This is a genomic window from Desulfitobacterium chlororespirans DSM 11544, from assembly GCF_900143285.1.
Lineage (GTDB): Bacteria > Bacillota > Desulfitobacteriia > Desulfitobacteriales > Desulfitobacteriaceae > Desulfitobacterium > Desulfitobacterium chlororespirans.
Map to the genome: position 1 here is coordinate 83,041 of NZ_FRDN01000006.1, position 25,234 is coordinate 108,274.

Consider the following 25,234-nt stretch of genomic DNA (forward strand, 5'->3'; position numbering starts at 1 on the left):
TATGAACACCAAAAAAGCCGTTTATCCTAAAGTAGCGGTAGATTCATTTATGGCCCAGGGAGTCTGGACCCTCTTCTTTCTCGGCATTATTGTCCTTGTTCAAATCATCCAGCATATCATCGCCCTCAATACAGGGAATGCCAACACCAGCTTTTTCGTATCCGCCCATGTTTCCTCGCGAATCTATATGCTGGTCATCGGAATCATCGCCGCTTATTCTTTTCTCCCTTATTATGTTCAGAATGGTGTAACCCGCAAAGACTTTTTTAAAGGTATAGCCTTAGGCTCTTTTGCCTTGGCTGTGGCTATCACTCTGGTCACTTTGCTGTTGGCCGGTTTAGAACATTTGCTTGTTAGCGGTTTGAACCTGCCCCTTGTCCTGGAATCTTCTTCCGCCATTGAGCTGGAGGCTGAAGAGGTCTTCATCGCTAACCTCATCCAGACCCTCATCGTTCCTTCTCCTCTGGAAGCCAGCGGCTTTTCCCTGATCGGAATCAGCCTCGCCACCTTAGGAAAATACTTTTACTATGTGGTCGGGTGGATGATCGGTTCAGCTTATTACCGCTATAATGGCTTGGTTGGACTGGGAACAATCCTGCTGAGCATCCTGCTCGGCATGGTTTATAGTTCTTTTTGGGGAACGCCTGTAGGATTCTTCTTACCCTTTGGAAGGCTGCTCCTCTCTCTCACTCTACCTATGGCAGCCTCCTTCCTCGGTTCTGTTCTAGTTATCGGTTTTATCCTCTGCTGCATTCGTCATCTTACTAAACGTGTCCCCATTAAAGCATAAGCCCTGAAGCTCAAGCCATGTTACAACCTGTTACTATCGGATTATAATAACCCCATAACACCCCTGATTTTAAGACCACCCATAAAACCATCTCCAGTATAAAGAAAACCGCCAAAGACATCTGTCTAAAATAAGAACCAGAGAATCTCTGTCCAAAACAAAAAAGAAGACAAAAAACTGAACTGCACTTCCCATTGTTATTTGCCAGCAATGGGAGTGCAGTTCAATTCTAGCTTATGACTTATTTTAATAACCTATTTGGAGGAATCGTCCGCTAATCTTTCACAGTCATACGCATCGTATCACCGAACTAACCCGCCCTAAGACCCCCGCCTAGGCGGCGGGTCCCAAGGGCGGCTAAGTCCAGTATGGACTCGACTAACTTTCAGAGGGTTCGAATCCCCCGCTGAAAGAAGTCTCGTTCAATGATCAGCTCAGATATTTTTTGAGGAATTTACCGGTGTAGGATGTTGGGCAAGCGGCAACTTCTTCCGGGGTTCCCGTAACCACCACCCGGCCTCCGCCATTGCCTCCTTCCGGACCAAGATCAATGAGATAATCCGCAGTTTTGATCACATCCAGGTTATGCTCAATGACCAGGACGGTATCGCCCCCATCCACAAGGCGATGCAGCACTTCCAGCAAACGATCCACATCGGCCATATGCAACCCTGTGGTCGGCTCATCCAAAATATAGATCGTCTTGCCCGTGCTGCGCCGGCTAAGTTCAGTGGCCAGTTTAATCCGCTGCGCCTCACCACCGGACAGGGTAGTCGCCGGCTGACCGAGCCGGATATAACCCAGCCCTACATCCTGCAGCGTTTGCATCTTCCGTAAAATTCGGGGAACAGCCTGGAAAAATTCAACCGCCTCATCCACCGTCATATCGAGGATTTCCGCAATGCTCTTCCCTTTATATTTTACTTCCAGGGTCTCACGATTATAGCGGGCTCCCCGGCAAACCTCACAAGGAACATAGACATCCGGGAGAAAGTGCATCTCAATCTTGATGATGCCATCCCCTTTACAAGCTTCACAGCGCCCGCCCTTGACATTGAAACTAAAGCGCCCGGTAGCGTAACCACGCATTTTAGCCTCGGGAGTATGGGAGAAAAGTTCACGAATATAATCAAATACTCCGGTGTAAGTGGCAGGATTGGAACGGGGTGACCGGCCGATCGGGGATTGGTCGATATCTATGACCTTATCCAGATGCTCCAGACCTTCAACAACCTTATGGAGTCCGGCGCGCAGCTTGGTGGCTTTATTAAGCTTGGTGGCCAAGGTCTTATAAACAATCTCATTAACCAAGGTGCTTTTTCCCGAACCTGATACACCTGTGACCACATTGAAAACCCCAAGGGGAATGCGGACATTGATGTTCTTCAGATTATTTTCCCGGGCTCCTTTAACCTCCAGCCATTTGCCGTTGAGCTTTCTTCTTTCCGCAGGAACAGGAATTCTCCGGGTGCCATTCAAATATTGCCCGGTGATGGACTCCGCATTGGCTTTGATCTCCTCGATCTTTCCCTCGGCAATAATCTTCCCGCCATGGGCTCCCGCTCCCGGACCGATATCGATGATATGATCCGCAGTCAGCATAGTATCCTCATCATGCTCAACCACCAGCAAAGTATTGCCTAAATCCCGCAAATGCTTTAAAGCCGTCAGGAGCTTTTCATTGTCTCTCTGATGCAAGCCGATGCTGGGCTCATCCAGGACATAGAGAACCCCTGTCAAACTGGAACCAATCTGAGTGGCCAGCCGAATCCGCTGCGCTTCCCCGCCGGAGAGGGTCCCCGCCGCCCGATGCAGGGTAAGATAATCCAGCCCTACATTGACTAAGAAGCCCAGGCGTTCCCGAACCTCCTTGAGAATCTGCCGGGCGATGGTCTGCTCTTTTTCACTAAGCTGCAATTGGGTGATAAACTCCAACGCTTCCGTAATCGGCAAGCGGGTATAATCATCGATGGATAGTTCCCCTACAGTCACCGCTAAAGCCTCCGGCTTGAGGCGCTTTCCTTTGCATGCAGGGCAATCATGCTCACTCATAAAGTTTTCGATTTCAGTTCGGACATAATCGGAAGTGGATTCCTTGTAGCGCCGCTCAAAAAAGGGAATAAGCCCCTCAAAAGGTCCTGAATGAATTTTCGGCTTCTCGTCAAAGAAACTCATAAACGTGTATTTTATGGGCTTTTCAATGCCGTAAAGCAGGCCCTTCCATTGCTCCTCAGAGAGTTCTGCCAAGGGGGTATCCATGGTAAAACCAAGGGCTTCACTGACCGCCGCCATCATGGCCGGATAGTAGCTGGATTGGGATTTGGCCCAGGGCACAATAGCTCCTTCACCGAGACTCAGATTCTTATTGGGAATGATCAGGTCTATATCCACTTCCAGATTCGCCCCTAAGCCTGTGCAATCAGGGCAGGCTCCATAAGGGCTGTTAAAGGAGAAAAGCCGGGGTGAAATCTCTTCAAGGGCTATGCCGCAGTCCGGGCAGGCAAAGTTTTCACTGAACAGGATTTCCGTATTATCAATAATGTCCACAAGGACATTTCCTTCCCCCAGCTTCAAAGCCGTCTCCAGGGAGTCGGCCAAACGGACCGCACTATCAGGTTTTAAAGCAATACGGTCCACCACAACTTCGATGGAGTGTTTCTTATTTTTTACTAATTTAATCTCTTCGCTTAAATCCCGATTTTCACCATCCACCCTTACCCGCACATATCCCGCCTTGCGGGCATCCTCAAGCACTTTGACATGCTCACCTTTTTTCCCTTTGACTAAGGGGGCAAGAATTTGCAGCTTGGTGCGTTCCGGGTAGACCATAATCTGATCCACCATTTGCTGTACCGTTTGCTGACTGATTTCTCTGCCGCATTGGGGGCAATGGGGGTGGCCGACCCGGGCATAAAGAAGACGCAGATAATCATAGACTTCCGTCACCGTTCCCACTGTAGAGCGGGGGTTACGGTTGGTCGTTTTCTGATCAATGGAGATAGCCGGCGACAGCCCTTCGATATAATCCACATCCGGCTTGTCCATTTGCCCAAGAAACATACGGGCATAGGCAGACAGAGATTCTACATAGCGGCGTTGACCTTCAGCGTAAATGGTGTCAAAAGCCAGCGAGGATTTTCCAGAGCCGGATAAGCCGGTGACAACCACCAGCTGGTCTCTGGGGATATCCACATTGATATTTTTCAAGTTATGGGCGCGGGCGCCGCGGACTTTGATAAAGTTCTGGGTCATAGGGGGCCTCCTCGGTAAAAATTAGATTGTTAGCAAGTGGTCTTTTAGCATTGTTTATCAGCGTTGTTTATAGGTACAGTCTCCAGGATTTTGTTTGCCTCGTTCACTCCATAAGCTGCGCGGAGCAATCTAATCGCTCAAGACCTCCGCTCCGTCGGGACGCCGCCCAAATCGCTCCTCGAAAGCACTGCTTTCGCACTTGTTATCAATGGGCGGTTGGAAACGTCCTGTTTCCAACCCGACTCCGCTACGGTCTTTTCGCGAAGATTGCTTACCTGCTCGCTTAAATCCGGTCTCTGCTGCAAATCAAAATCCTTGGGCAGTTTCTGAAGCTCCTTTAAGAACAGCTTTGAAGAAAGGGGATAGCTGCCCTTGGTTCAAGAGTGAATCAATCTAAACTTCTAGACAGCATTACTGCTTTTAAGAATAGCCATAACATCGATACATAAAAAAATACCCAAGTACTTTAAGATGCTGCCCAAGGATTTTGCGTTACAATAGTGAAGCGACTTCAAAGCGAGCAGGATGCCAAGCTTCGCGAAAGCTAGCAGCGGAAATGGGTTGGGAACAGGACGTTCCCAACCGGCTACGGATAACAAGTGCGAAAGCAGTGCTTTCGAGGAGCGACTTAGCCGGGGACCCGTTGGAGCGGAGAGCTTGAGCGTTAGTTTGGCACCGCGCAGCTTTTTGAGCGAACGGTGTAACGCAAAATCTGGAGAGAATTCTTTTGTTCATCTTAGAAAGGGAACTATCCGCCCCGCTTCCTGGGCGCACTCTTGCGCACTGCCGGAGCCGCCGCCTCTCGCTTGCGGGCACGGCCCTGGGTGGGCCGCTTATACTTATTCTCTTCCCCCTTGAGCTCGATCATGGCATCACGGATCTCCGCTGCCCGTTCGAAGTCCATATCTTTGGCGGCTAAGCGCATTTCTTGTTCCAGACTTTTAAGCAGCTCAGCCAATTCCTCAGCCGGCATTTTTGAGCCGTAGGCTGCTTTCTTTTCCGCCACCTTAGTGGCTTCAGGAATTTCGTAGATTTTCTTGCGAATGGTCTGGGGGGTAATCCCGTGCTTTTCATTATGGGCTTCCTGGATGGCCCGGCGGCGGTTGGTTTCACCGATGGCCACTTCCATGGAGCGGGTCATTTGGTCCGCATACATGATGACTTTTCCCTGGGCATTCCGGGCGGCGCGGCCAATGGTCTGAATCAGGGAACGCTCGGCACGAAGAAAGCCCTCCTTGTCCGCGTCGAGAATAGCCACCAAGGAAACCTCGGGAAGATCCAAGCCCTCCCGGAGCAGATTGATGCCCACGATGACATCGATATCTCCCAAACGCAATTCCCGCAGAATCTCCACCCGCTCCAAGGTCGTAATATCGGAGTGGAGATATTTAACGGCCATATTGAGATTTTTCAAGTAATCTGTTAAATCTTCCGCCATCTTTTTGGTCAGGGTGGTGACGAGCACCCGTTCATCCCGGGCAATCCTTTGATTGATTTCCCCGATCAGATCATCGATCTGACCCTTGGTGGGCCGGACAGAAATCTCCGGATCCAAAAGCCCGGTAGGGCGGATAATTTGCTCCACAATCTGAGGGCAATGTTCCAGCTCATAGGGACCGGGTGTGGCACTGATATAGACCCGTTGAGGAACCATTGTTTCAAATTCAGCGAATTTCAAGGGGCGGTTGTCCAAAGCAGAAGGAAGCCGGAATCCGTAGTCTACCAGAGTGGTTTTACGGGAACGGTCCCCTTCGTACATCCCCCGGACCTGTGGCAGCGTGACATGGGATTCGTCGATCATCATCAAGTAATCTTCAGGGAAAAAGTGCAAAAGGGTATAAGGAGTTTCTCCGGCCTCCCGGAAGGTTAAATGGCGGGAATAGTTTTCGACGCCGTTGCAAAATCCCATTTCCCTCAGCATCTCCAGATCATAGCGGGTTCTCTGCTCCAAACGCTGAGCTTCCAAAAGTTTGTCTTCATCCTTAAACCGTTTGAGCTGCTCTTCCAATTCCTTTTCAATATTCTCAGCAGCTACCAGTACTTTATCCCGTGCCGTGACATAGTGAGAATTCGGGAAAATAGAGACATGACGGCGTTCTCCCAAAATTTCACCGGTAAGGACATTGATCTCGTAGATATGTTCGATTTCGTCCCCGAACATTTCGATCCGAACAGCATGCTCACTGGAGCCGGCGGGATGGACTTCGACCACATCTCCCCGGACGCGGAAAGTTCCCCTTTCAAAAGCCAGATCATTGCGATCGTACTGAATGGAGATGAGCTTTTTAAGAATGTCATTGCGGTCAATTTCCTGCCCCTGCCGCAAGGAAACCATCAAATCCCGGTATTCCTCAGGTGAACCCAAACCATAAATACAGGACACACTGGCCACCACAATCACATCACGCCGTTCGAATAAGGCCGCCGTAGCGGAGTGGCGCATTTTATCGATCTCATCATTGATCGAAGAATCCTTTTCTATATAGGTATCGCTGGAAGGAACATAGGCTTCCGGCTGATAATAATCATAATAACTGACGAAATATTCCACTGCATTTTCCGGGAAAAATTCCTTGAACTCAGTGTAAAGCTGAGCTGCCAAGGTCTTATTATGGGCGAGAATCAGAGTGGGCCGTTGAACTTTTTCAATGATGTTGGCCATGGTAAAGGTTTTTCCCGAACCTGTCACCCCCAGCAGGGTTTGATGACGCCTGCCGGAATGTATACTTTCGACCAGAGCGTCAATGGCCTGAGGCTGATCCCCGGAAGGCTTGTAGGGAGCGCGTAAACAGAACTCCATGGGGTGCTCCAATCTCCTTTCTCTTCTAAAATCCTGGTTTATTTTCTGGTTTATTTCTTGTTCCAGTCTTCAAATCATTCTAAGCAAGATTATACCACTTCTCTCTAAGAAACAAAACAAAAAAGCCGAACATATTTTCGGCTTTTCGCTGTTTTTTACTGGTAATTTTAAGAAGTCTGTTCCTCTATTCCCCTTGCTTGGCTTGATCTGAGCTATTCCCACCTTGCTGCTTATCTTGCCCTTCCCCCTGCTGCCCTTGTCCTCCTTGTTGCTGCTGTTGTTGCTGTTGCTGCTGTTCTTTCAGGAGCATTTCCGGAGGGATGGTGCGAACTTGATCATTGGCATTTTTCTCTGTTCCTAAAACATTGCCCTTTTCATCCAGATATTCGCGGAGAATTTCTGTATGAACTTTTTCAGTCACTTTGCTTACTCCTTCAGGCATAACTCCCTGTCCTCCGCTCTGCCCCTGAGCTGAGGAAGAGCCTTCCTGGTTCTTTTCTTTGGACTCCCCATCTTTCCCTTCACCGCTCTGCCCTTTTCCACTATTGCCATTGCTGCTTTTTTCCGTGCTCTTTTGCTTCCCTTGGCTTTCAGAGCCCTTCGCCTGAGACTCCGACTTTTTCTTTTCCATTTCTTTTTGAGCTTCGGCTGCTTTAGCATAGCTTTTCTGAATAAGGGCGAGATTTTCTGTTGTCACCGTTTTGACCGGAATGATCTTCGCCGCCACTTCACCTTGATCGCCGGTAATGGATTGAGTTATGTCTACGGACTGCTTATCCATTAATTTTTGCGCCCATTGAAAGGCATTAACACCTTGAACATAGGGTGATGTATCAATATCTGCGATTTGACTGCCTGCAGCAATCCTTTGCAAGGATTTGGAGTTAGCTTGTCCTCCCATAAGCTGAACTTTATCGGTAAGCTGCATGGATCTGAGCAGTTCATAAGCCAAGGCAAGGAGCTTCTCATTCTTAGCGCAGATGGCCTTCACTTGGCCGGGGTTCTTCTGCAAATGTTCCATAAGGCTTTGCATGGCTATGGTTTCCGACTCCGGAGGATTGGTAATGCTATGTACCGTTATTTTGGGATTCTTAGCCAGCTCTTGCTTAAAGGCCGCTACATTCATTTGAGCGACGGCATCTTCTGCTTCCCCCTGCAGGTATACGACCTGCCCTTCAGAAACCTTTCCTTGAATTTGCTGAGCCATCAGCTTACCTGCTTGATCCGGATCAGGCAGGATGACTCCCTTGGCTTTCACTCCAGGCGGCAGCCCGTTTAACGCCAGAATAGGTATATCTCCCTTTTCCGCTTCCTTTAAAAAGGACTGCTCCCCAGCTTGAACGATGAGAACTTTGGCATCCTTAAGAGCGTTGGCATCGCCTTCTTCTTTTGACGTCAAAACCTTAACTTCCAATTCTTCTTTTTCAGCCAACTCCTGAATGCCGAGCAGAAACATATCTTTGTTGGGATCATCCTGGTTCAAAGCCACCGCTATTATTTTTTTCTCTTCTTGCTGAGAGGATTTACTCGAGGTTTTCTCCTTGCTCCCCATTAAGCCGCCCAAAAGAGATTGCATGTTACAGCCGGTTAAGGCCATACTTAGAAGTAACACGATGATCATGGAAAGCACTTTTTTCATGGAACACGCTCCTTTCCAGGGTCGATCCACTTTATGAACACCTTGTGTTTTGCACTATCAAAAAAGCACCGTTTTTGGTGCTTATCATGAGTATATCTAGTCTTCCCTTGATTGTATGAAATATGAAAGGCAACTGCTGTCAATCAATGGTATGACCTTTTTTGTCCATATCTCTTAAAATAGAGTTTAATAAATCCGTCTTCATGCTATCGACTTGATCAAAGTCAACCGTTTTTGTATAAACAGCTTTAAGTTTATCTCTCAGCCTCTGGGTGTCCAGCAGAGCTTCTTTAAGATCATTACTAAAAGGACATCCTAATCCTTGTTCCTCCAGATGCTCCGGATTCCCTTGCCAAATGGCCAGATTTCTTTCTGGAAAGACAATGCCTAAAATTTCATCAGGGTAAAGTGGATGTAAAACAATATCAATAACCTGCCCCAGCTGTTCCGCTTCTTGCAACACCCATTCCATGGCTTCATGAGCCTCTTCCCCATCGAAACGAATCTGGTCATAGTCCGTCAAGAAGTAAGGAGCCAGGTTCAACCAGCCCTCCGGATTGATTCCATGAAGAAAAAAGGATTGAACAGCGCTCTTCTTGATCTTTTTCAAAGCGTCCTGAGCCTTGCTCCAAGGACCTTTTGCTTCTTTAAATAAATCTGAGGCATAAAGTTTGGGCAGCCAGGGCCTGCCCTCATCAGCCTTGGCATAAAACCGCTCGCGAATTCTTCCTCCAAATTCCTCAGCTAGAATTTCACCTATTCTTTGTTGGCCGCGTTTGATCTTCTCTTCAAAATCAAGAACTCCCAGCCTTTGTTGATCAAGCTTTCCCTGATTGCAGTATTTAGAGAAATCAATAAAGTGCTCAATCACCCCTGGTGCACGCCAATGCAGGGGAGCAATCTCATAGTGATCAAGGATCGCCCAGTTGAAGCGGCGAATCAGCACCCCCGCCATCGAGTCCGGGTCCCGGGCAGAACGGAGAAAATCAATCTCATACCCGCGATCAAGGAGATCCAGCCCAATCATCTTAATTGTGGTGGATTTACCTGTGCCCGGTCCTCCAATCAGGACATAAGTACGTTCCCATTCTGACATCATATTGGGTAGAAGTGATATATAGCCGCGATTGGTAATCCCCTCTGCAAAGTAATGCCGTCCACTGGGTTTATTCCCCATGTCCTTTCCCCCTTGAAATTTGCTTGCTGTGTAGTGTATGCACAAGGAGGGTCAGGGGTCACAGGATTTGCTGAAAAAGCAAAAACGGGACAGCGCGCTGTCCCGTTGCCATTATTTGATCTGTTGGCGAAGCACCTTAAGAGCTTCCGTTAGCTGGGTATCAAAGGTTTTCGTAGTAGGAGAAAGAGTCGCTTCTTCTCCATCCTTCAGCTTCACTTCCACATCAGGCTCGATGCCCTTTTTATGGATATCGATCTTATTCGGCGTCAAATACTTGGCGGTGGTCAGCTTTACGCTGGTCCCCCTATCTAATTGATAAATCGTCTGCACGATTCCTTTACCGAAGGTCTTGGTCCCCACCAGGGTGCCTGTTCCCCGATCTTTGATCGCCCCGGAAACAATTTCAGCTGCGGAGGCGCTTTCCTCATTGACTAAAACCACAAAGGGAATGCCTAAATAATTGCCTTCCGAAGCCTTGGTTACAGCATTGCCTCCTTTATCCACAATATAGACAATGGGGCCGGGCTGAACAAAATAACTGGCTACTCCTACAGCAGATTCTAATTCCCCGCCATGATTATAGCGCAAATCCAAGATCATCCCTTTGTATTTGCTGATATCCATATTGCGCAGAACTTCATTGAGTTCAAGAGCTGTATGGGAGGAGAACTGGGAAATTCCGATATAAGCTATATCCGTATTTCCCGGCAGCGCCAATCCTTCCACCGTGGGTACTGCGATATTTTCCCGGGTTAAAGGAACGGTCACATTCTGCTTAATGCTTTCCCGATAAACCACCAGAGTCACCTTGGTCCCTGGGTTCCCGCGCATTAGGGACACGGCTTTTTCCTGGTCGATGGTGGTGGCGTCCACTTCATCGATCTTAATAATCACATCCCCAGGCTGTAGTCCGGCTTTAGCAGCCGGAGTGTTTTTAATGGGTCTCAGGACCACAAGTTTTTGAGGATCTTTCAGACTTAAAATGATCCCCACGCCGCCGAATTTCCCTTCGATTTGTTGCATAAGCTCTTCATTCTCTTGAGCATTCATGTAACTTGAATAAGGATCGCCCAAAGAATCGACAATTCCTTTAGTGGCACCTTCGATCAGGGTGTCTACAGACACTTCCTCCAAATAATCACTTTCAACAAGCTTGACTACTCTTGCCAAGCGTCCTAAATGATCCAGGTTGGTTACAATGAACCCCCCGACAACCACCGTAAAAATCAAACACCCTATGGCAAGAACCCATCCCAGGTTTTTTAAATACTCTTTCCAACGACTCTCCTGCAAATCCATATCCCCTTCTCATTACCGTGACTCATCTCTTGATCTTTGATAGGAGATAAGTGGCGGGCTTTCCTTATTTTTTCTTTATTATATGCCTATCCACTCCAGGACATACTTATTTCATAGTAAACCAGGTTTTGCATTTGTCGCTTCATAGAATACATAAGAATGCAAAGCCTTTGGTTGCCCTTGTGCTTCCGCAGACTCATTCTTGCTATTTAGCGAAAAAATTGCATGGGATCCGTAGTTTCCCCATTGATACGCACTTCAAAGTGAAGATGGGGTCCTGTACTCCAGCCTGTTGAGCCCACATAGGATATCAGATCACCGGCCTGCACCATATCTCCTACTTTAGCGGCCAGCTTGGAATTGTGGCCATATAGGGTGGTATATCCGCCCCCATGATCCACGATCACAGCGTTTCCGTAAGCTCCATACCAGCCGGCCATAATAACTTCCCCGTTCCCCGCCGCCAAAACCTTGGTTCCGGTGGGTGCCGGTAAATCCACCCCGGTATGCAAGCTTTTCTGCTTCGTTATGGGATGAATCCGCCAGCCATAAGCACTGCTGATTTCATAATATCCCGGTAACGGATAAGTGCTGATAGTTCCATGGACCACGCCGGAATTGCTGGTTAATTTGCGAATTTTTTCAGCAATGGCGTTAGAGTCGGCTTCCATTTGTGCGATTTGCTCAAAGATATCATTCTGAGCTTTTTTGTTGGAGTCAAGGGCTACCTGATGCTCCTTCTTCTTGGCATCCAGTTCCTTTTTGGCCTGCTCCGCCTCAGCCTTCAGCTTGGCAGCCTCATCCCGGTGGGCTTCCAGCACTTTCGTTTCTTCTTCGATTCTGGCTTTTTCCAGACCGATATCCGCAAGGATCTTTTGATCATTATCAACCAGGCGGTTAAAGTATTCCAGGCGGGTAATAAAATCACTGAGGTTTTCTGCTTCAAAAAGGATTTCCAGATAGCTGACTTGACCAATCTGATAGATTTCTTTGACCCGATTCCGCAAAACCTCCTGGCGCTTGGCCAGGTCTTCCTCGCGCTGCTTGAGCTCCTGCTCGGATTGGTTCACAGCTTCCACCGCCTGATTATAGGCGATCTGTTTCTCACTCAAGCTATTCGAGGCTACTGTGATCTGAGTTGCTAAATTCTTAATCTGATTTTGCAGTTTATCGGCTGAATACGTCAGGTTGTTTAACTGATTGCGGGCCTGTTCCCCTTTCTTTTGCAGATCCCTTTGTTCTTTTATGGCATCCTCTAATTCTCCAGCTTGAAGTGGAATGACAGAACCTGCCAGCAATACTGTTGTGAGCAAAAGGGCTATGAGCCCCCTTCTCTTGGTCATGTTTTTCCCCTCCTTCATTGTTAAACTTTTAAGAAGCGCCTTAAGGAGATCACGCTTCCTGCTGCACCTATTCCCATCCCTAACAGGACGATAGAACCCAGAACCTTACCGATGAGTTCCGTTTCATTAACTACGGGCATAAAAGCCAGGGTGGTTTGAATGTAATCTGCCAGCCAATCATAGCCAAATCCCACCAGCAGGATGGCCAGCAGACCTCCAACCAATCCCAGGAACATCCCCTCCAAAATAAAAGGCCAGCGGATAAAGGCATTGCTCGCCCCGACAAGCTTCATAATCTCAATTTCCTTGCGACGAGAAAAAACATTCATCTTAATATTTAAAGAAATCAAAATCAGGGAGGCAATGGCAAACAATCCTACCACCGTTGTTCCTGCCCAGCGGAGCCACTTGGTAAACTTCAGCAAGGGCTCTACTAAGTTTTTACCATAAACCACATTATCCACACCGGTTAGCTCAGTAATCTGGCCGGCCACATTTTCTACCTGCTGGGGGTCCACCACATGGACGGTATATTTATCCGGAAAAGGGTTCGTATCTCCTAAATCCGCTGCAATGGTGGTGGAATTCAGGGAGCCGGTAAAATTCTTCAAAGCCTGGTCCTTGGGAACAAACTCAATGGTATCCACTCCTGCCAGGTCTGTGAGCCTCTCACCCAAAGCCTTGACATCCGCGGAATTCAAATCATCCTGGGCAAATACAGCAATCTCCAGTTCGGATTCAAAGTTCGAAGCCAGGTTAGAGGCATTGAGCAAGAAAAACACCGACGCCCCCAAAATGACCATAGAAATCATCACGGTCAGCACTGAAGCAATACTTAGCCATACATTTCTGCGAATAGAGTTGAATACTTCACGAAATATGTATTCTACAGAGTTAAGTGCCATATCCGTAAGCCCCCTGCTTCTGATCACGTGCAACTTTGCCATCTTCAATCGTTATGACACGCTTCTGCATTTGATCGACGATATCCCGGGCATGGGTGGCCATCACAATCGTCGTCCCTCGACGATTAATATTATAAAGAAGCTCCATAATCTCCCAGGCAGTCTCCGAGTCCAGATTGCCCGTAGGTTCATCCGCGACTAAAAGGGAGGGATTATTGACAATGGCTCTGGCTACAGAAACCCTCTGCTGCTCCCCTCCGGATAACTCATGGGGAAAGGCTTTCTCTTTATTGGCTAAACCCACAAGCTCCAGAGCCTTTTTGGTCCGACTCTTAACCTCCCGATTGCCGACACCGATGACCTCCAAGGCAAAGGCTACATTTTCAAAGGCCGTTTTATTCGGTAAAAGGCGAAAATCCTGAAAAACAACGCCAATATTTCTGCGCAAATGGGGCACTTCCCGTTCCCGCATCCGAATCATACTTTTCCCATTCATGGTCACTTGACCGCGGGTGGGCAATTCCTCACGGTAGAGCAAGCGGATCAGGGTGGATTTCCCTGCACCACTGGGTCCTACCAGAAAAACGAACTCCCCTTTGTCTATTTTTAGACTAATATCGACAAGGGCCTTGGCACCGTTCGGATAGATCTTCGATACATTCGTTATTTGGATCATTTTTTTCCCAGGCCTCCTTGAGTTCTCCGTTAGCTCCCATTTTATCCAAACCTATAAGTTAATTCGACACGAGGTATGGATCTCCTGTTATTAATGACGGAAGAAGGGCTAAAAACTTATGACAAAAAAGAAGTTGGAAGTAAAAAAGGAAACCCGACTCAGAAGCATCGGGCTCATACTCTATGCTATAAGATCTCTTTCAGAGCTTCCTCCTGTGCTAAGAATTTTCTCTCCGCTTCATCCTCATCAATGAACCAGAGGCAGCCTTCATGGAGTTCCTCCCGATTAAAGGTGTGAATCAGCCCCTTTTTTACAGTCTCGCCCCATGCCACAAAAAACTGTGCCGGAGAATTCACAGGATTGACTCCTGTACCAAAATAAAGAGGAATCCCATTTATTTCAGATTGTCGAAGAATATTGGCCCTAGTCGTACCGCACGGATTGCTCAAAGCTTATCCCTCCTTAAAAACCATACAAGAAATACTATAAACGGCTGCCTACTCCTGGCAGCCGTCCAAAGCTCACTATCTTTGCCTCACTATCCTTGCTCCTGTCTTGGGAGTCTATTTTCTGGCAATAACCGCTTTTACTGCCGCCATGACTTCTTTTTTGGTTAAGCCGTATTTCTCCAGCAATTCCAAGGGGCGGCCTGATTCTCCAAAGGTATCCTTAATCCCGACCCGGACCAAGGGAGTAGGCGCATGTTCACTTAAGGCTTCAGCTACTGCGCTTCCCAGGCCGCCAATAATAGTATGCTCTTCGGCAGTCACCGCCGCACCGGTCTTTTGAGCGCAGGCGACGATGGTCTTCACATCCAGAGGCTTTACAGAGGCTACATTAACCACCGCAACCTGGATATTTTCCTGTTCAAGGTCTTGGGCAGCTTCCAAAGCAGCAGCCACCATGACTCCGTTAGCAAAAACAACACAATCCGAGCCTTCCCGAAGAACATTGGCTTTACCGATCTCGAACTGATACTGATCGTCAAAAAGCAAAGGAACATCAAGCCGGCCCATCCGAATATAGACAGGGCCTTCATATGCTGCGGCAGCCCGGATGGCTTGCTGGGTTTCCACCCCATCGGCAGGAACCAATACGGTCATATTAGGTACAGCCCTCATAATGGCCACATCCTCCACCGCCTGGTGAGATCCTCCGTCCTCACCAACGGTAACACCAGCATGAGTGGCGGCAATCTTAACATTTAGTTTAGGATAAGCGATGGAATTGCGAATCTGCTCAAAAGCCCGTCCTGTGGCAAAAATAGCAAAAGTACTGGCAAAGGGGATCTTACCCGCCGCTGCCAAACCTGCCGCTGTGCCCATAAGGTTGGCTTCCGCAATTCCCATATTAAAAAACCGTTCCGGGTAGTGTTTGGCAAAATCCGCGGTCTTCGTGGATTTAGACAGATCTGCATCCAGAACAACGATATCCTTTTTTTCTGCCCCTAAGGCCACTAAGGTTTTACCATAGGCATCCCGTGTTGCTTGTTTAGCCAAGGCGTGCCGCCTCCTCTCTCAATTCCTTTAAGGCTTGCTCTGCTTGTTCAGCATTGGGGGCATTTCCATGCCAGCCTACCTGGTTTTCCATAAAGGACACCCCTTTACCCTTGACCGTCCGGGCAATAAGTATCGTCGGTTTTCCCTTAATAGTTTTGGCTTCGGCAAAAGCAGCCAGCAGCTCTTCCATATTATGTCCATCCACCTCGATGACATGCCAGCCAAAGGCCCGCCATTTGTCGTCCAGGGGATCAGAGGCCATCACATTATCAGTGGTTCCGTCAATTTGCAGACCATTGTAGTCGAGAACGGCGGTGACATTATCCAGCTTATAGTGTGCTGCAGCCATAGCCGCCTCCCACACTTGGCCTTCCGCCATTTCACCGTCTCCTAAAACGACATAAACCCGAAAATCTTTCTTGTCCACTTTTCCGGCAAGAGCCATTCCATTGGCTGCGGAAAGGCCTTGGCCCAAAGAGCCTGTGGACATATCCACACCGGGTACTTTCCGCATATCCGGGTGCCCCTGCAGGATGCGGCCGGTTTGCCGCAGTCCCAGGATTTCCTCTTTGGGGAAGTAGCCCTTTTCAGCAAGAGCTGCATAAAGGACCGGTGCCGCATGTCCCTTCGCCAATACAAAGCGATCCCGATCCGCCCAATGGGGCTCCTCCGGATTAACTCTCATTTCATGAAAATACAGGGCGGCCAATATATCCGCTGCCGATAAGCTGCCCCCAGGATGACCTGATTTAGCCGGCACAAGCATGGTAATAATATCCTGACGTATTTGATTGGCCATCCGTTTCAGTTCAAGAACCCTCACCATAATCCCTCCATTTATGTGGTTGACAAAACGTCTCATTTTGAAGATTTAAGGCTTGGCCATGAGCCAAGCCTCTCTTTACACTTCTTGCTGCATGACACTTCTTGCTTCACGCTGATCCTTTTATCTTGCTTACTGCTTTTATTCTTAATTTACTGAACAGCTTTGGTCTTTTGCAGATAAGCGGCGATAAACTGGTCCATCTCTCCGTCCATGACAGCTCCGGTATTCGCTGTTTCCTCATTGGTCCGGTGATCCTTAACCATATTATAAGGATGGAACACATAGGAACGAATCTGGCTTCCCCACGCGATATCCTGTTGTTCGCCGCGAATCTCCGAAATTTCATCTTCCTGCTGTTTGCGCTTCAGCTCCAGGAGCTTGGCTTGCAGGATGCGCAAGCAGTAGGCCCTGTTCTGAATCTGAGAACGCTCACTTTGGGACTGAACCACAATCCCCGTGGGTAAGTGAGTGATCCGGACCGCAGAACTGGTCTTATTGACATGCTGTCCCCCCGCACCGCTGGCACGGTAGGTATCCACCTTGAGATCTTCGGGCGGAATCTGAATTTCAGCATTATCCTCCATCACCTCAGGTATGACATCTACAGAGGCAAAAGAGGTATGACGGCGTCCCGAAGCGTCAAAGGGAGATATCCGCACTAAACGGTGAACTCCTTTCTCCGCTTTCAAATAGCCATAGGCATTTTCTCCCGCAAAGGATAGGGTCGCACTCTTAATCCCTGCTTCATCGCCGGGCAGGAAATCCATGGTTTCCACTTTATAACCGTGGCGTTCTCCATAGCGGATATACATCCGATACAGCATGGATACCCAATCCTGGGCTTCCGTGCCGCCGGCTCCCGCATGCAGGGTAACTATGGCATTATTCCGATCATAGGGACCGCTGAGCAGAATCTCCAGTTCCAAACCATCCAGCCGTTGCTGCAGAGCCAGGATTCCTTCCTCAAGTTCAGGCTCGAGGGATTCATCTTTCTCTTCCACTGCCATCTGATAAAGGGTGAGCAGATCATCCAGCTGCTGCTGCAAGGTGTAATAGGTTTTGACTTTCTCCTGTTGATAAGAAAGCTCCTGCATCACTTTTTGAGCCCCTTCCGGATTATCCCAAAAGTCCGGCCTTTGCAGCTCAATCTCTAAAATACTGATTTTATCCTCACGCTGAGGGACGTCAAAGTGAAACCCTCAAATCTGCTAAGCGCACTTCTAAACTTTCCAGCTCTTTTTTCCATTCAAATATCACTTAACTTTCACCACCTTATGGTTTTCGAAAAGTAAGGCATATTGAGCCGAGGGCCTCATTATGCCTTACCTGTAAACTATTCTGGTCCTCTGTAACATTTAAACCTTGCCTTGTACTAACTGTCTGCTCCGCAACATTTCTTGTATTTCTTGCCACTGCCGCAGGGACAGGGATCGTTGCGGCCGATTTGGGGCCCCTCATTATGAACCGGACGGGCCGGTTGCTCCTCATCCCGGTTGGTGCGGACATGCTGAGGTTCTTCCGGTTTTTGCTCCGTCACTTGAGGTGTCACTCTCATAATATAGCGGATGGTGTCTTCCTGAATTGAGCTGATCATGCCCTGGAACATATCATAAGCTTCACGGCGATATTCCACCAAGGGGTTCTTTTGCCCATAAGCTCTCAGGCCAATACCTTCCCGGAGCATATCCATGGCATCCAAATGATCCATCCACTTCTTGTCCACGACCTGCAGCATCACAGCCCGCTCGATTTCCCGCATGATCTCTTCGCCAAAAGCTGTTTCACGGGTTTTATAATGGGCTTGTGCTCTCTCCAGAAGCATTTCCACGATCTCTTCTTTTTCCATGCTTCCTACTTGCTCTGCCGTAATATCATGATTGGGCAGGAAGCCATTTTCCACATACTCCAGGAAGCTGTTAAGATCCCATTCTTCAGGATAGGGGCTCTGGGCACCGAACATATCCACCGTTTCCCGAACCACTTTTTCCAGCATATCCGCAATGCTCTCCTGAATGTTGCCACCCATAAGCACCTGACGGCGTTGGGCATAGATAACTTCCCGCTGCAGATTCATGACATCATCATAATCAAGAACATGCTTGCGGATTTCAAAGTTTCTGTTTTCCACCCGACGCTGAGCCGTTTCTACAGAACGGCTGATCATCTTGGAGGTAATGGGGACGGAATCGTCCATTCCTAATTTATCCATCATACCGGTGATATTATCCGCACCAAAAAGGCGCATCAAATCATCTTCCAGGGAGAGGAAAAATTGGGAGGATCCAGGGTCTCCTTGGCGCCCGGCACGACCGCGCAGCTGATTATCAATCCGGCGGGATTCGTGGCGCTCTGTACCTATAATATGCAGACCACCCAGTCCGGCTACTTCTTCTCCCAGGATAATGTCCGTACCACGGCCCGCCATGTTGGTGGCGATGGTCACCATATCCTTCAAGCCTGCTCCGGCAATGATCTCGGCTTCTTTCTCATGGAACTTGGCATTCAAGACTTGATGAGATATCCCGCGGCGCTCCAACATACTGCTTAAGCGCTCGGACTTCTCCACCGATACGGTTCCCACCAGAACCGGCTGTCCTTTTTTGTGGCGTTGGATGATCTCCTCAACGACAGCCTTGAACTTACCTTCCTCAGTCCGATAGACCACATCAGGCAAATCCTCACGAACCATCGGCATATTGGTGGGAATTTCCACTACGTCTAATTTGTAAATCTTTTTGAATTCCGGTTCTTCCGTCATGGCAGTACCGGTCATACCGGCAAGTTTTTCAAACATCCGGAAATAGTTCTGGAAGGTAATGGTCGCTAAGGTTTGGGATTCCTTTTCGATTTTCACTTTTTCCTTAGCTTCAATCGCCTGATGCAATCCTTCTGAATAACGGCGCCCAAACATGAGACGTCCGGTAAATTCGTCAACGATGATAACCTGCCCATCCTTAACCACATAATCCCGGTCCAGTTTAAAGAGGGCATGGGCTTTTAAGCCCTGGTTCACATGATGGGCCAGCTCTGTGTGCAGATCGTCAAAGAGATTCTCTACGGAGAGCATGGTTTCAACCCGGCTGACCCCTTGCTCAGTCAAGGTAACCACCCGGTCTTTTTCATTGACATTATAATCTTCTTCCGGCTTTAAGCGGGGAATAATCATGGCAATCCGGTTATAGAGCTCGGTAGGCTTGTCCGCCTCCCCGGAAATAATCAATGGAGTACGGGCTTCGTCGATCAAAATGGAGTCCACTTCGTCTACGATAGCATAATGAAGTTCCCGTTGAACCAATCCATCAGGACGGGTCACCATATTATCACGTAAATAATCAAAACCAAATTCATTATTGGTACCATAGGTTATATCTGCAGCATAGCTTTCCCGCCGCTGAGCATAGTTTAAGCCATGAACGATCAGACCCACCGATAATCCCAGGAACTGATGAATGCGGCCCATCATTTCGCTGTCACGCCGGGCAAGATAGTCGTTGACGGTAACGATATGAACGCCACGGCCTGTCAAAGCATTCAAATAGGATGGAAGGGTTGCCACCAATGTTTTTCCTTCCCCAGTACGCATCTCGGCAATGCGGCCATCATGCAGGACCATGCCCCCGATCAGCTGCACATCATAGTGCCGTTGTCCATTGACACGCCAGGAGGCCTCACGAACCACTGCAAATGCCTCAGGCAAAAGGCTGTCCAGACTCTCTCCATTCTCCAGCCGTTGTTTAAATTCATCGGTCTTGGCACGGAGCTGTTCATCAGACAACGCCTTGATTTCCGGCTCCAAGTCATTAATCGCAGCAATCTTTTTCTGATACTTTTTAACCTCACGAGCATTGTCATCAAAAAGTTTATTTAAGAAACCCATTATTGACCACCTTTCCATCTGTCCAAGGGTATCAACTCATTTTATCACTCTAACCAAAAGGGTGCAAGCCAAGAGCACCTCGCCCCGGCGCAAATCCCTTGTTAATTTCTGTAGGAGCGCCCTGAAACAACCATATGCACACAAGAATGGTCTACCCTCGTAGACCATTCGTTTTAAATAATCCTATTCAATTCTGTCTCAGTCTTCGGGTTCTAAGAGACCATAATCACCTATTCTCCGGCGATATACCACGTTGATGGCATTGGTATCCATGTTGGTGAAGGCGTAGAAGTTATGTCCTACCAGGTTCATCTGCATAATGGCTTCTTCCACGGACATGGGTTTGGTACCGAATTTTTTGCGACGGACAACCTCTTCAGAATCATCTTCATAGAGGACGGGATGCTCAATTTCATGATCTTTGAGGACTTTAGTGCGCATGCGTTTGTTAATCCGGGTGCGGTATTTATCAATTTGGCGCTCCAGCTTTTCGACGACCAGGTCGATGGAAGCGTACATATCTCCGCTTTCTTCCTCGCCGCGAAGAATCATACCCTGGAGGGGTGCAGTGACCTCAACGCGATGACGACCTTCCTCTACCAGCAGGGTTACTTTAACATCCATAAACTCATCAGAGTATTTCTCCAGTTTGCCTACCCTTTTTAAAACGTACTCTTTCAGGGCATCGGTGACTTCCATTTGTTTGCCGCGAACGCTGATGTTCATAGTAAAACCCCCTTAATATCTGCTTACTATATTATTCCCTCTTCATGTAAAAAATCCTTCCACAATTTTCTTTTCTCTTAAACTAAATTTCCATATGCAAAAAAGAAGAATCGTTGTAAATTATGCCAACAATTCTTCTTTTTATTCATGTGATAGTAACTTTGTCAAAACTCCATGAAGCAGCTCTTCCTTTTCCCTATCACTTATCTCGCTTGCACATTAGAAGCCTGTTCTCCCCGCGGGCCTTGGATAATATCGAATTCCACACCTTGACCTTCTTCTAAAGTACGGAAGCCGTCACCCATGATGGAAGAGAAATGAACGAAAATATCCTGTCCATGATCCCCTTCGATAAATCCATACCCTTTTTGTTTGCTAAACCACTTTACTTTACCCAACACAGAAAAAAACCTCCTTGATTCCTTGACAGCTCCGGCCATCTGCCAAAAAGCTAGTCTCTTAGGAAGGATGCCCAGGAGGACTCTAATTTAAACCTGTTTTTGGTAAACTTTTTCATACTGTCTTTAGCCCTAAAAGAGCTCTTTTCGTAACCCAAAAGCTGATGCAGGGCTCTATAGACCACAGCATCAGCTTTTCTGAAGAGATAGCTTTTCCGAAGAGATAGTGCAGACAATACCTGCACTATTAAAAATCTAAAGGATCTTGCTCAGGAAGGATTGAGTGCGCGGATTCTGAGGGTTGCCAAAGAGTTCTGCCGGGGACCCTTCCTCCATGATTCTTCCTTCATCCATAAAGATCACCCGGTCTCCTACTTCCCGGGCAAAGCCCATTTCATGAGTGACCACAACCATGGTCATGCCTTCCCTGGCCAGATCTTTCATGACAGCCAGAACCTCACCTACCATCTCGGGATCAAGGGCTGAGGTAGGTTCGTCAAAGAGCATGACTTTAGGGCGCATAGCGAGAGCCCTGGCAATAGCAACCCGCTGCTGCTGCCCTCCGGAAAGCCGATCGGGATACTCATGTGCCTTATCTTCCAAGCCCACTTTTTTCAAGAGCTCCATGGCCATCCATTCTGTTTCCTGCTTGCTGGTCTTGCGAACAATTCCCGGAGCCAAGGTAATATTCTCCATAGCCGTCTTATGGGGAAACAGGTTAAACCTTTGAAAGACCATGCCCACTTCCCGCCGTATAGCATTGACATTGGTTTCCGAATTCAAAGGAATGCCATCCACGACGATTTCTCCGTACGTGAGCTCCTCCAGCTTGTTGAGGCAGCGCAGGAAAGTGCTCTTTCCCGAGCCGCTGGGACCAATAACCACTACAACCTCTTTTTCTTTAATATGACAATCAATGCCGCGCAGGACCTCAAGCTTACCAAAATGCTTGTGCAGATTTTTAACGGTTATCACTCTTACCGAACCTCCTCTCTGTATAATTCACGAACCGAGAAAGGAGCAGAGTCATAGCCAGATAGAACAACGCAACCTCTAAATAAATAACAAAGGGCTGATAGGTACGGCTTACGATAAGCTTTCCGGAATACATAAGATCCTGAAGGGCAATAAAAGATACCAGGGAAGAATCCTTAAGCAGAGCAATAAACTCATTGCCCAGAGGAGGGATAACCCGTTTAAAGGCCTGAGGAAGAATAACATGTCTCATGGCTTGGCCCTGAGTCATTCCCAAAGACCGCGCCGCTTCTCCCTGCCCTTTATCAATGGACTGAATCCCAGCCCGAAAAATCTCCGCAATATAGGCTCCCGAGTTAAGACCCATGGCCGTAATCGCGGCAATAAATTGATAATTATCAGGAACCTGGAAATTTAAGAGCTGAGGGAGAGCGAAATACACCATGAGAAGCTGAACCAAAAGCGGCGTCCCTCTGAAGAAATCAATATAGGCTATGGATAAGCCACGTAAAATCCGGCTATTGGATAAACGCATCAATGCCATAAACAGGCCGATCACAATCCCTATCCCCACAGCCCCGGCCGTAAGCTCCAGAGTGATCAATGTTCCTTTCAGCAAGGGATTGACGCTCTCAAGCATTAATTCCCAACGGAGTTCCACACCTATATCCTCCTTTAATCCCGTGTCATGAATCCTTCTTTAATCCTTCGTAATTATACATTTCATCGCAAGTTTATTCAAGAATTATAGTTCAGACATTTTTCTCCAGAAACCTTTCTGTCAGCCGCTAAAAATAAGTACCATACTGAAACAAAACGCCCAGCATTGCTAGGCGTTTTGAGTCATCATCATTCTGAGCCGGGCTTAGAACTTAGGAGCATCCTCATTAAACCATTTTTTATAGATCTCATTGTATTTGCCATTGTCCATAAACTTCTTTAAAGTAGCATTCACTTGATCGGCTAATTCTTTATTGTCAAGCTTAAAGGCGATGCCAAAATACTCTTTTTCGAAAGCACTGGGGACTATTTCAATATCCATTTTTGGGTTCTGGGTAATGAAGTAGTAAAGAGTGGGGGTATCGGCAACCACTGCCTCAGAGCCGCCAATCATCATATCGTTGATGGCATCGCCGATAGTATCGAATTTCCTGGGATCGATTCCCAGATCTTCAACGGCAAACTGACCGGTGGTTCCTTGCTGAACACCGACTTTTTTGCCGATTAAATCCTGCTCGGATTTAATTGCTGAACCTTTTTTAACAGCGATTATTTGAGCGGATTCAAAATAAGGGTCGCTGAAAAGAACCGATTTTGCACGGTCGTCGGTGATGGTCATCGCCGAGATGACGGCATCATATTTTCCCAGGCCAATTGCTGCGACTAACCCATCAAAGGAGGATGATTCAAACTTCGCGGTATAGCCTAAGTCCTTGGCGATTTCGTTCATCAAATCGATATCAAAACCTGTAGGATTTTGTTTTTTGTCCATAAATTCAAAAGGTGCATACTCAATAGCGGAGCCGATCTTCAGCACTTTTTCTTCTCCTGCATTCCCTCCATTATCCGCTCCACTGTTGGCCGGAGGCTGACTTTGACCGCCGCAGCCTGTAAGGGCAAGCAGGCCCATCATAACCGCAGCAATGATCCCATTACGTACATTCTTTTTCATTTTTATCCCTCTCCTTTTAATCTTCCTCTTTACTTTACTTATCCAATTGGCAAAACATGCTACTTTTTTAATAAAGTTTCTTACTTGTCTTATGGATATTGATTATTATACATAACGATGCAACTTTATTCAACATCTTTTTCTTATAATAATTAGAATTGTTTATTAAGAAGACTATAAAAAAAGCATTGGATTTACTCCAATGCTCTCACATATATTCTCGTTTACTCTGATTAGCGACCTACGCGATGGTTTTGGTAGCAATCACGGCAGTAAACGGGACGATCAGATGTAGGTTGAAATGGAACTTGAGTTTCAACGCCGCACTCTGCACAAACTACTGTGTGCATTTCCCGTTGACGGCTTTCACCGCTGTTGCGGCTGGTTTTACGTGCATTACGGCAGTCTCTGCAACGCTGTGGCTCGTTTTCAAAGCCTTTTTCTGCATAGAATTCTTGTTCACCTACAGTGAAAATGAAAGTGGTTCCGCAATCTTTGCATACTAGTTCTTTGTCTTGAAACGCCATGAAGAAAATCCCCTTACCTTAAAAAATAGTAACAGACTCACGCCTATCCGCCCCTATTATAACACCGAATTCTGAGACTGAATAGTCCTTTTTCTGTCCTTTCTCCAAACCTGCAGCTAAAACGAGCCCATACACCTGAGCTGCTCCACCCCGTTTCAGCACCTTGGCACAATGCTCCAAAGTTGCACCGGTAGTGGTCACATCATCAACAAGCCAAACCCTGGCTCCTTGGATTTGCTTAAGCCCTTGTGATGAAGAGACTATTTGAAAAGCCGACTCCAGATTATCCAGCCTTTCTTTCCGGCTTAACCCCACTTGCGGGGTAGTGGGTTGAACCCGGTGCAAACCCTCCCACAAAGGAATCCCCAGTTCCCAATGCAGAAGGGAGGCAATAGCTGCCGCCTGATTGAAGCCTCTTTCCGCTAATCGTTCATCATGCAAAGGAACAGGCACAATCCAATGGGGAGGCGGTAAATGGCGAAGGGCAAAATCCCCCAGAGACGGGCCAAGCCGTTTCAGCAAATAAGGCTGGGATTTAAATTTTACATTCTGAATGAACTCCCGCCAAGCCCCCGTATAATGTCCCCAGGCCACAGCCTGCTCCATACCTTTGGGCCCTCTGCCCGCAACGCAGTCTTCACATTCTGTATGCTGAGGTTCAAGAAGCTTGCCGCAATGGCTACACCGGTTTAAATCCGGCCGGAAATAAGTTTGCTTACAATCATCACAGAAAACCTGGCACCCTGACACATGGGTTTCACAGAGAAGACAGGTTGACTCCTTTTCATAGAGCAGAGATCGGGCAAGGTCTTTTATATCTTGCCATAGAGAAAAAATAGAGCCGGACATAAAG

Annotated in this window: 21 protein-coding genes; 1 reads left to right on the forward strand and 20 read right to left on the reverse strand. The window is 47.7% G+C overall.

What is annotated here, in order from left to right:
• The first annotated feature begins 1 nt into the window (after window position 1).
• A complete protein-coding gene (locus BUA14_RS08605) occupies window positions 2–790 on the forward strand; it encodes a hypothetical protein (RefSeq protein WP_072772233.1) in 789 nt (262 codons plus the stop codon).
• A gap of 429 nt (window positions 791–1,219) precedes the next feature.
• Here the strand turns inward: BUA14_RS08605 and uvrA are convergent, their stop codons facing one another.
• From uvrA to BUA14_RS08710, 20 genes are all read right to left on the reverse strand, one after another.
• Entirely contained in the window at window positions 1,220–4,042 is a 2,823-nt protein-coding gene (uvrA, locus tag BUA14_RS08610; RefSeq protein WP_072772234.1) for an excinuclease ABC subunit UvrA, read from the reverse strand.
• Window positions 4,043–4,790: 748 nt separating this feature from the next.
• Complete coding sequence (uvrB, locus tag BUA14_RS08620) at window positions 4,791–6,842, reverse strand: excinuclease ABC subunit UvrB (protein WP_072772236.1); 2,052 nt, start codon at window positions 6,840–6,842, stop codon at window positions 4,791–4,793.
• Between the two features lie 184 nt (window positions 6,843–7,026).
• A complete protein-coding gene (locus BUA14_RS08625; RefSeq protein WP_072772237.1) occupies window positions 7,027–8,481 on the reverse strand; it encodes a sugar ABC transporter substrate-binding protein in 1,455 nt (484 codons plus the stop codon).
• A 139-nt stretch (window positions 8,482–8,620) separates the two neighbouring features.
• Window positions 8,621–9,703 (reverse strand): hypothetical protein, encoded by a 1,083-nt coding sequence (locus BUA14_RS08630; protein WP_072772238.1) that lies wholly within the window; start codon window positions 9,701–9,703, stop codon window positions 8,621–8,623.
• A 66-nt stretch (window positions 9,704–9,769) separates the two neighbouring features.
• A complete protein-coding gene (locus tag BUA14_RS08635) occupies window positions 9,770–10,957 on the reverse strand; it encodes a S41 family peptidase (RefSeq protein WP_072772239.1) in 1,188 nt (395 codons plus the stop codon).
• A gap of 209 nt (window positions 10,958–11,166) precedes the next feature.
• Window positions 11,167–12,300 (reverse strand): murein hydrolase activator EnvC family protein, encoded by a 1,134-nt coding sequence (locus tag BUA14_RS08640; protein WP_072772240.1) that lies wholly within the window; start codon window positions 12,298–12,300, stop codon window positions 11,167–11,169.
• 20 nt (window positions 12,301–12,320) lie between these two features.
• The gene (ftsX, locus tag BUA14_RS08645; protein ID WP_072772241.1) at window positions 12,321–13,205 is read right to left on the reverse strand and encodes a permease-like cell division protein FtsX; all 885 of its coding nucleotides are present in this window, start codon (window positions 13,203–13,205) and stop codon (window positions 12,321–12,323) included.
• The gene (gene ftsE, locus BUA14_RS08650; RefSeq protein WP_072772242.1) at window positions 13,195–13,881 is read right to left on the reverse strand and encodes a cell division ATP-binding protein FtsE; all 687 of its coding nucleotides are present in this window, start codon (window positions 13,879–13,881) and stop codon (window positions 13,195–13,197) included. The genes ftsX and ftsE overlap by 11 nt, the downstream gene beginning before the upstream one ends.
• Before the next feature lie 185 nt (window positions 13,882–14,066).
• Entirely contained in the window at window positions 14,067–14,330 is a 264-nt protein-coding gene (locus BUA14_RS08655) for a hypothetical protein (protein WP_072772243.1), read from the reverse strand.
• 114 nt (window positions 14,331–14,444) lie between these two features.
• Window positions 14,445–15,380, reverse strand: coding sequence for a transketolase family protein (locus BUA14_RS08660; protein WP_072772244.1), 936 nt, complete (start codon window positions 15,378–15,380; stop codon window positions 14,445–14,447).
• Window positions 15,373–16,206 (reverse strand): transketolase, encoded by an 834-nt coding sequence (locus BUA14_RS08665; protein ID WP_242954611.1) that lies wholly within the window; start codon window positions 16,204–16,206, stop codon window positions 15,373–15,375. The genes BUA14_RS08660 and BUA14_RS08665 overlap by 8 nt, the downstream gene beginning before the upstream one ends.
• A 149-nt stretch (window positions 16,207–16,355) precedes the next feature.
• Window positions 16,356–17,463 (reverse strand): peptide chain release factor 2 gene (prfB, locus tag BUA14_RS08670; protein WP_143153443.1). Its coding sequence is split into 2 segments (ribosomal slippage): window positions 16,356–17,393 and window positions 17,395–17,463, totalling 1,107 coding nucleotides; the frame shifts between segments, so codons are not numbered across the junction.
• A gap of 115 nt (window positions 17,464–17,578) precedes the next feature.
• On the reverse strand, window positions 17,579–20,083 hold the full coding sequence (gene secA / locus BUA14_RS08675) for a preprotein translocase subunit SecA (RefSeq protein ID WP_072772247.1): 2,505 nt from the start codon (window positions 20,081–20,083) through the stop codon (window positions 17,579–17,581).
• Between the two features lie 198 nt (window positions 20,084–20,281).
• Window positions 20,282–20,809: a ribosome hibernation-promoting factor, HPF/YfiA family gene (gene hpf / locus BUA14_RS08680; protein WP_072772248.1), complete on the reverse strand. Its 528-nt coding sequence runs from the start codon at window positions 20,807–20,809 to the stop codon at window positions 20,282–20,284.
• Window positions 20,810–21,012: 203 nt separating this feature from the next.
• Window positions 21,013–21,210, reverse strand: a complete 198-nt coding sequence (locus tag BUA14_RS08685) for a cold shock domain-containing protein (RefSeq protein WP_014795793.1) — start codon at window positions 21,208–21,210, stop codon at window positions 21,013–21,015.
• 252 nt (window positions 21,211–21,462) lie between these two features.
• The gene (locus BUA14_RS08690; RefSeq protein WP_072772249.1) at window positions 21,463–22,182 is read right to left on the reverse strand and encodes an amino acid ABC transporter ATP-binding protein; all 720 of its coding nucleotides are present in this window, start codon (window positions 22,180–22,182) and stop codon (window positions 21,463–21,465) included.
• A complete protein-coding gene (locus BUA14_RS08695) occupies window positions 22,169–22,843 on the reverse strand; it encodes an amino acid ABC transporter permease (RefSeq protein WP_072772250.1) in 675 nt (224 codons plus the stop codon). The genes BUA14_RS08690 and BUA14_RS08695 overlap by 14 nt, the downstream gene beginning before the upstream one ends.
• 204 nt (window positions 22,844–23,047) lie before the next feature.
• The gene (locus BUA14_RS08700) at window positions 23,048–23,854 is read right to left on the reverse strand and encodes a basic amino acid ABC transporter substrate-binding protein (RefSeq protein ID WP_072772251.1); all 807 of its coding nucleotides are present in this window, start codon (window positions 23,852–23,854) and stop codon (window positions 23,048–23,050) included.
• A gap of 233 nt (window positions 23,855–24,087) precedes the next feature.
• Window positions 24,088–24,381: a zinc-ribbon domain containing protein gene (locus BUA14_RS08705; RefSeq protein ID WP_072772252.1), complete on the reverse strand. Its 294-nt coding sequence runs from the start codon at window positions 24,379–24,381 to the stop codon at window positions 24,088–24,090.
• An 18-nt stretch (window positions 24,382–24,399) separates the two neighbouring features.
• Complete coding sequence (locus tag BUA14_RS08710; protein ID WP_072772253.1) at window positions 24,400–25,230, reverse strand: ComFC family protein; 831 nt, start codon at window positions 25,228–25,230, stop codon at window positions 24,400–24,402.
• Window positions 25,231–25,234: the final 4 nt, after the last annotated feature.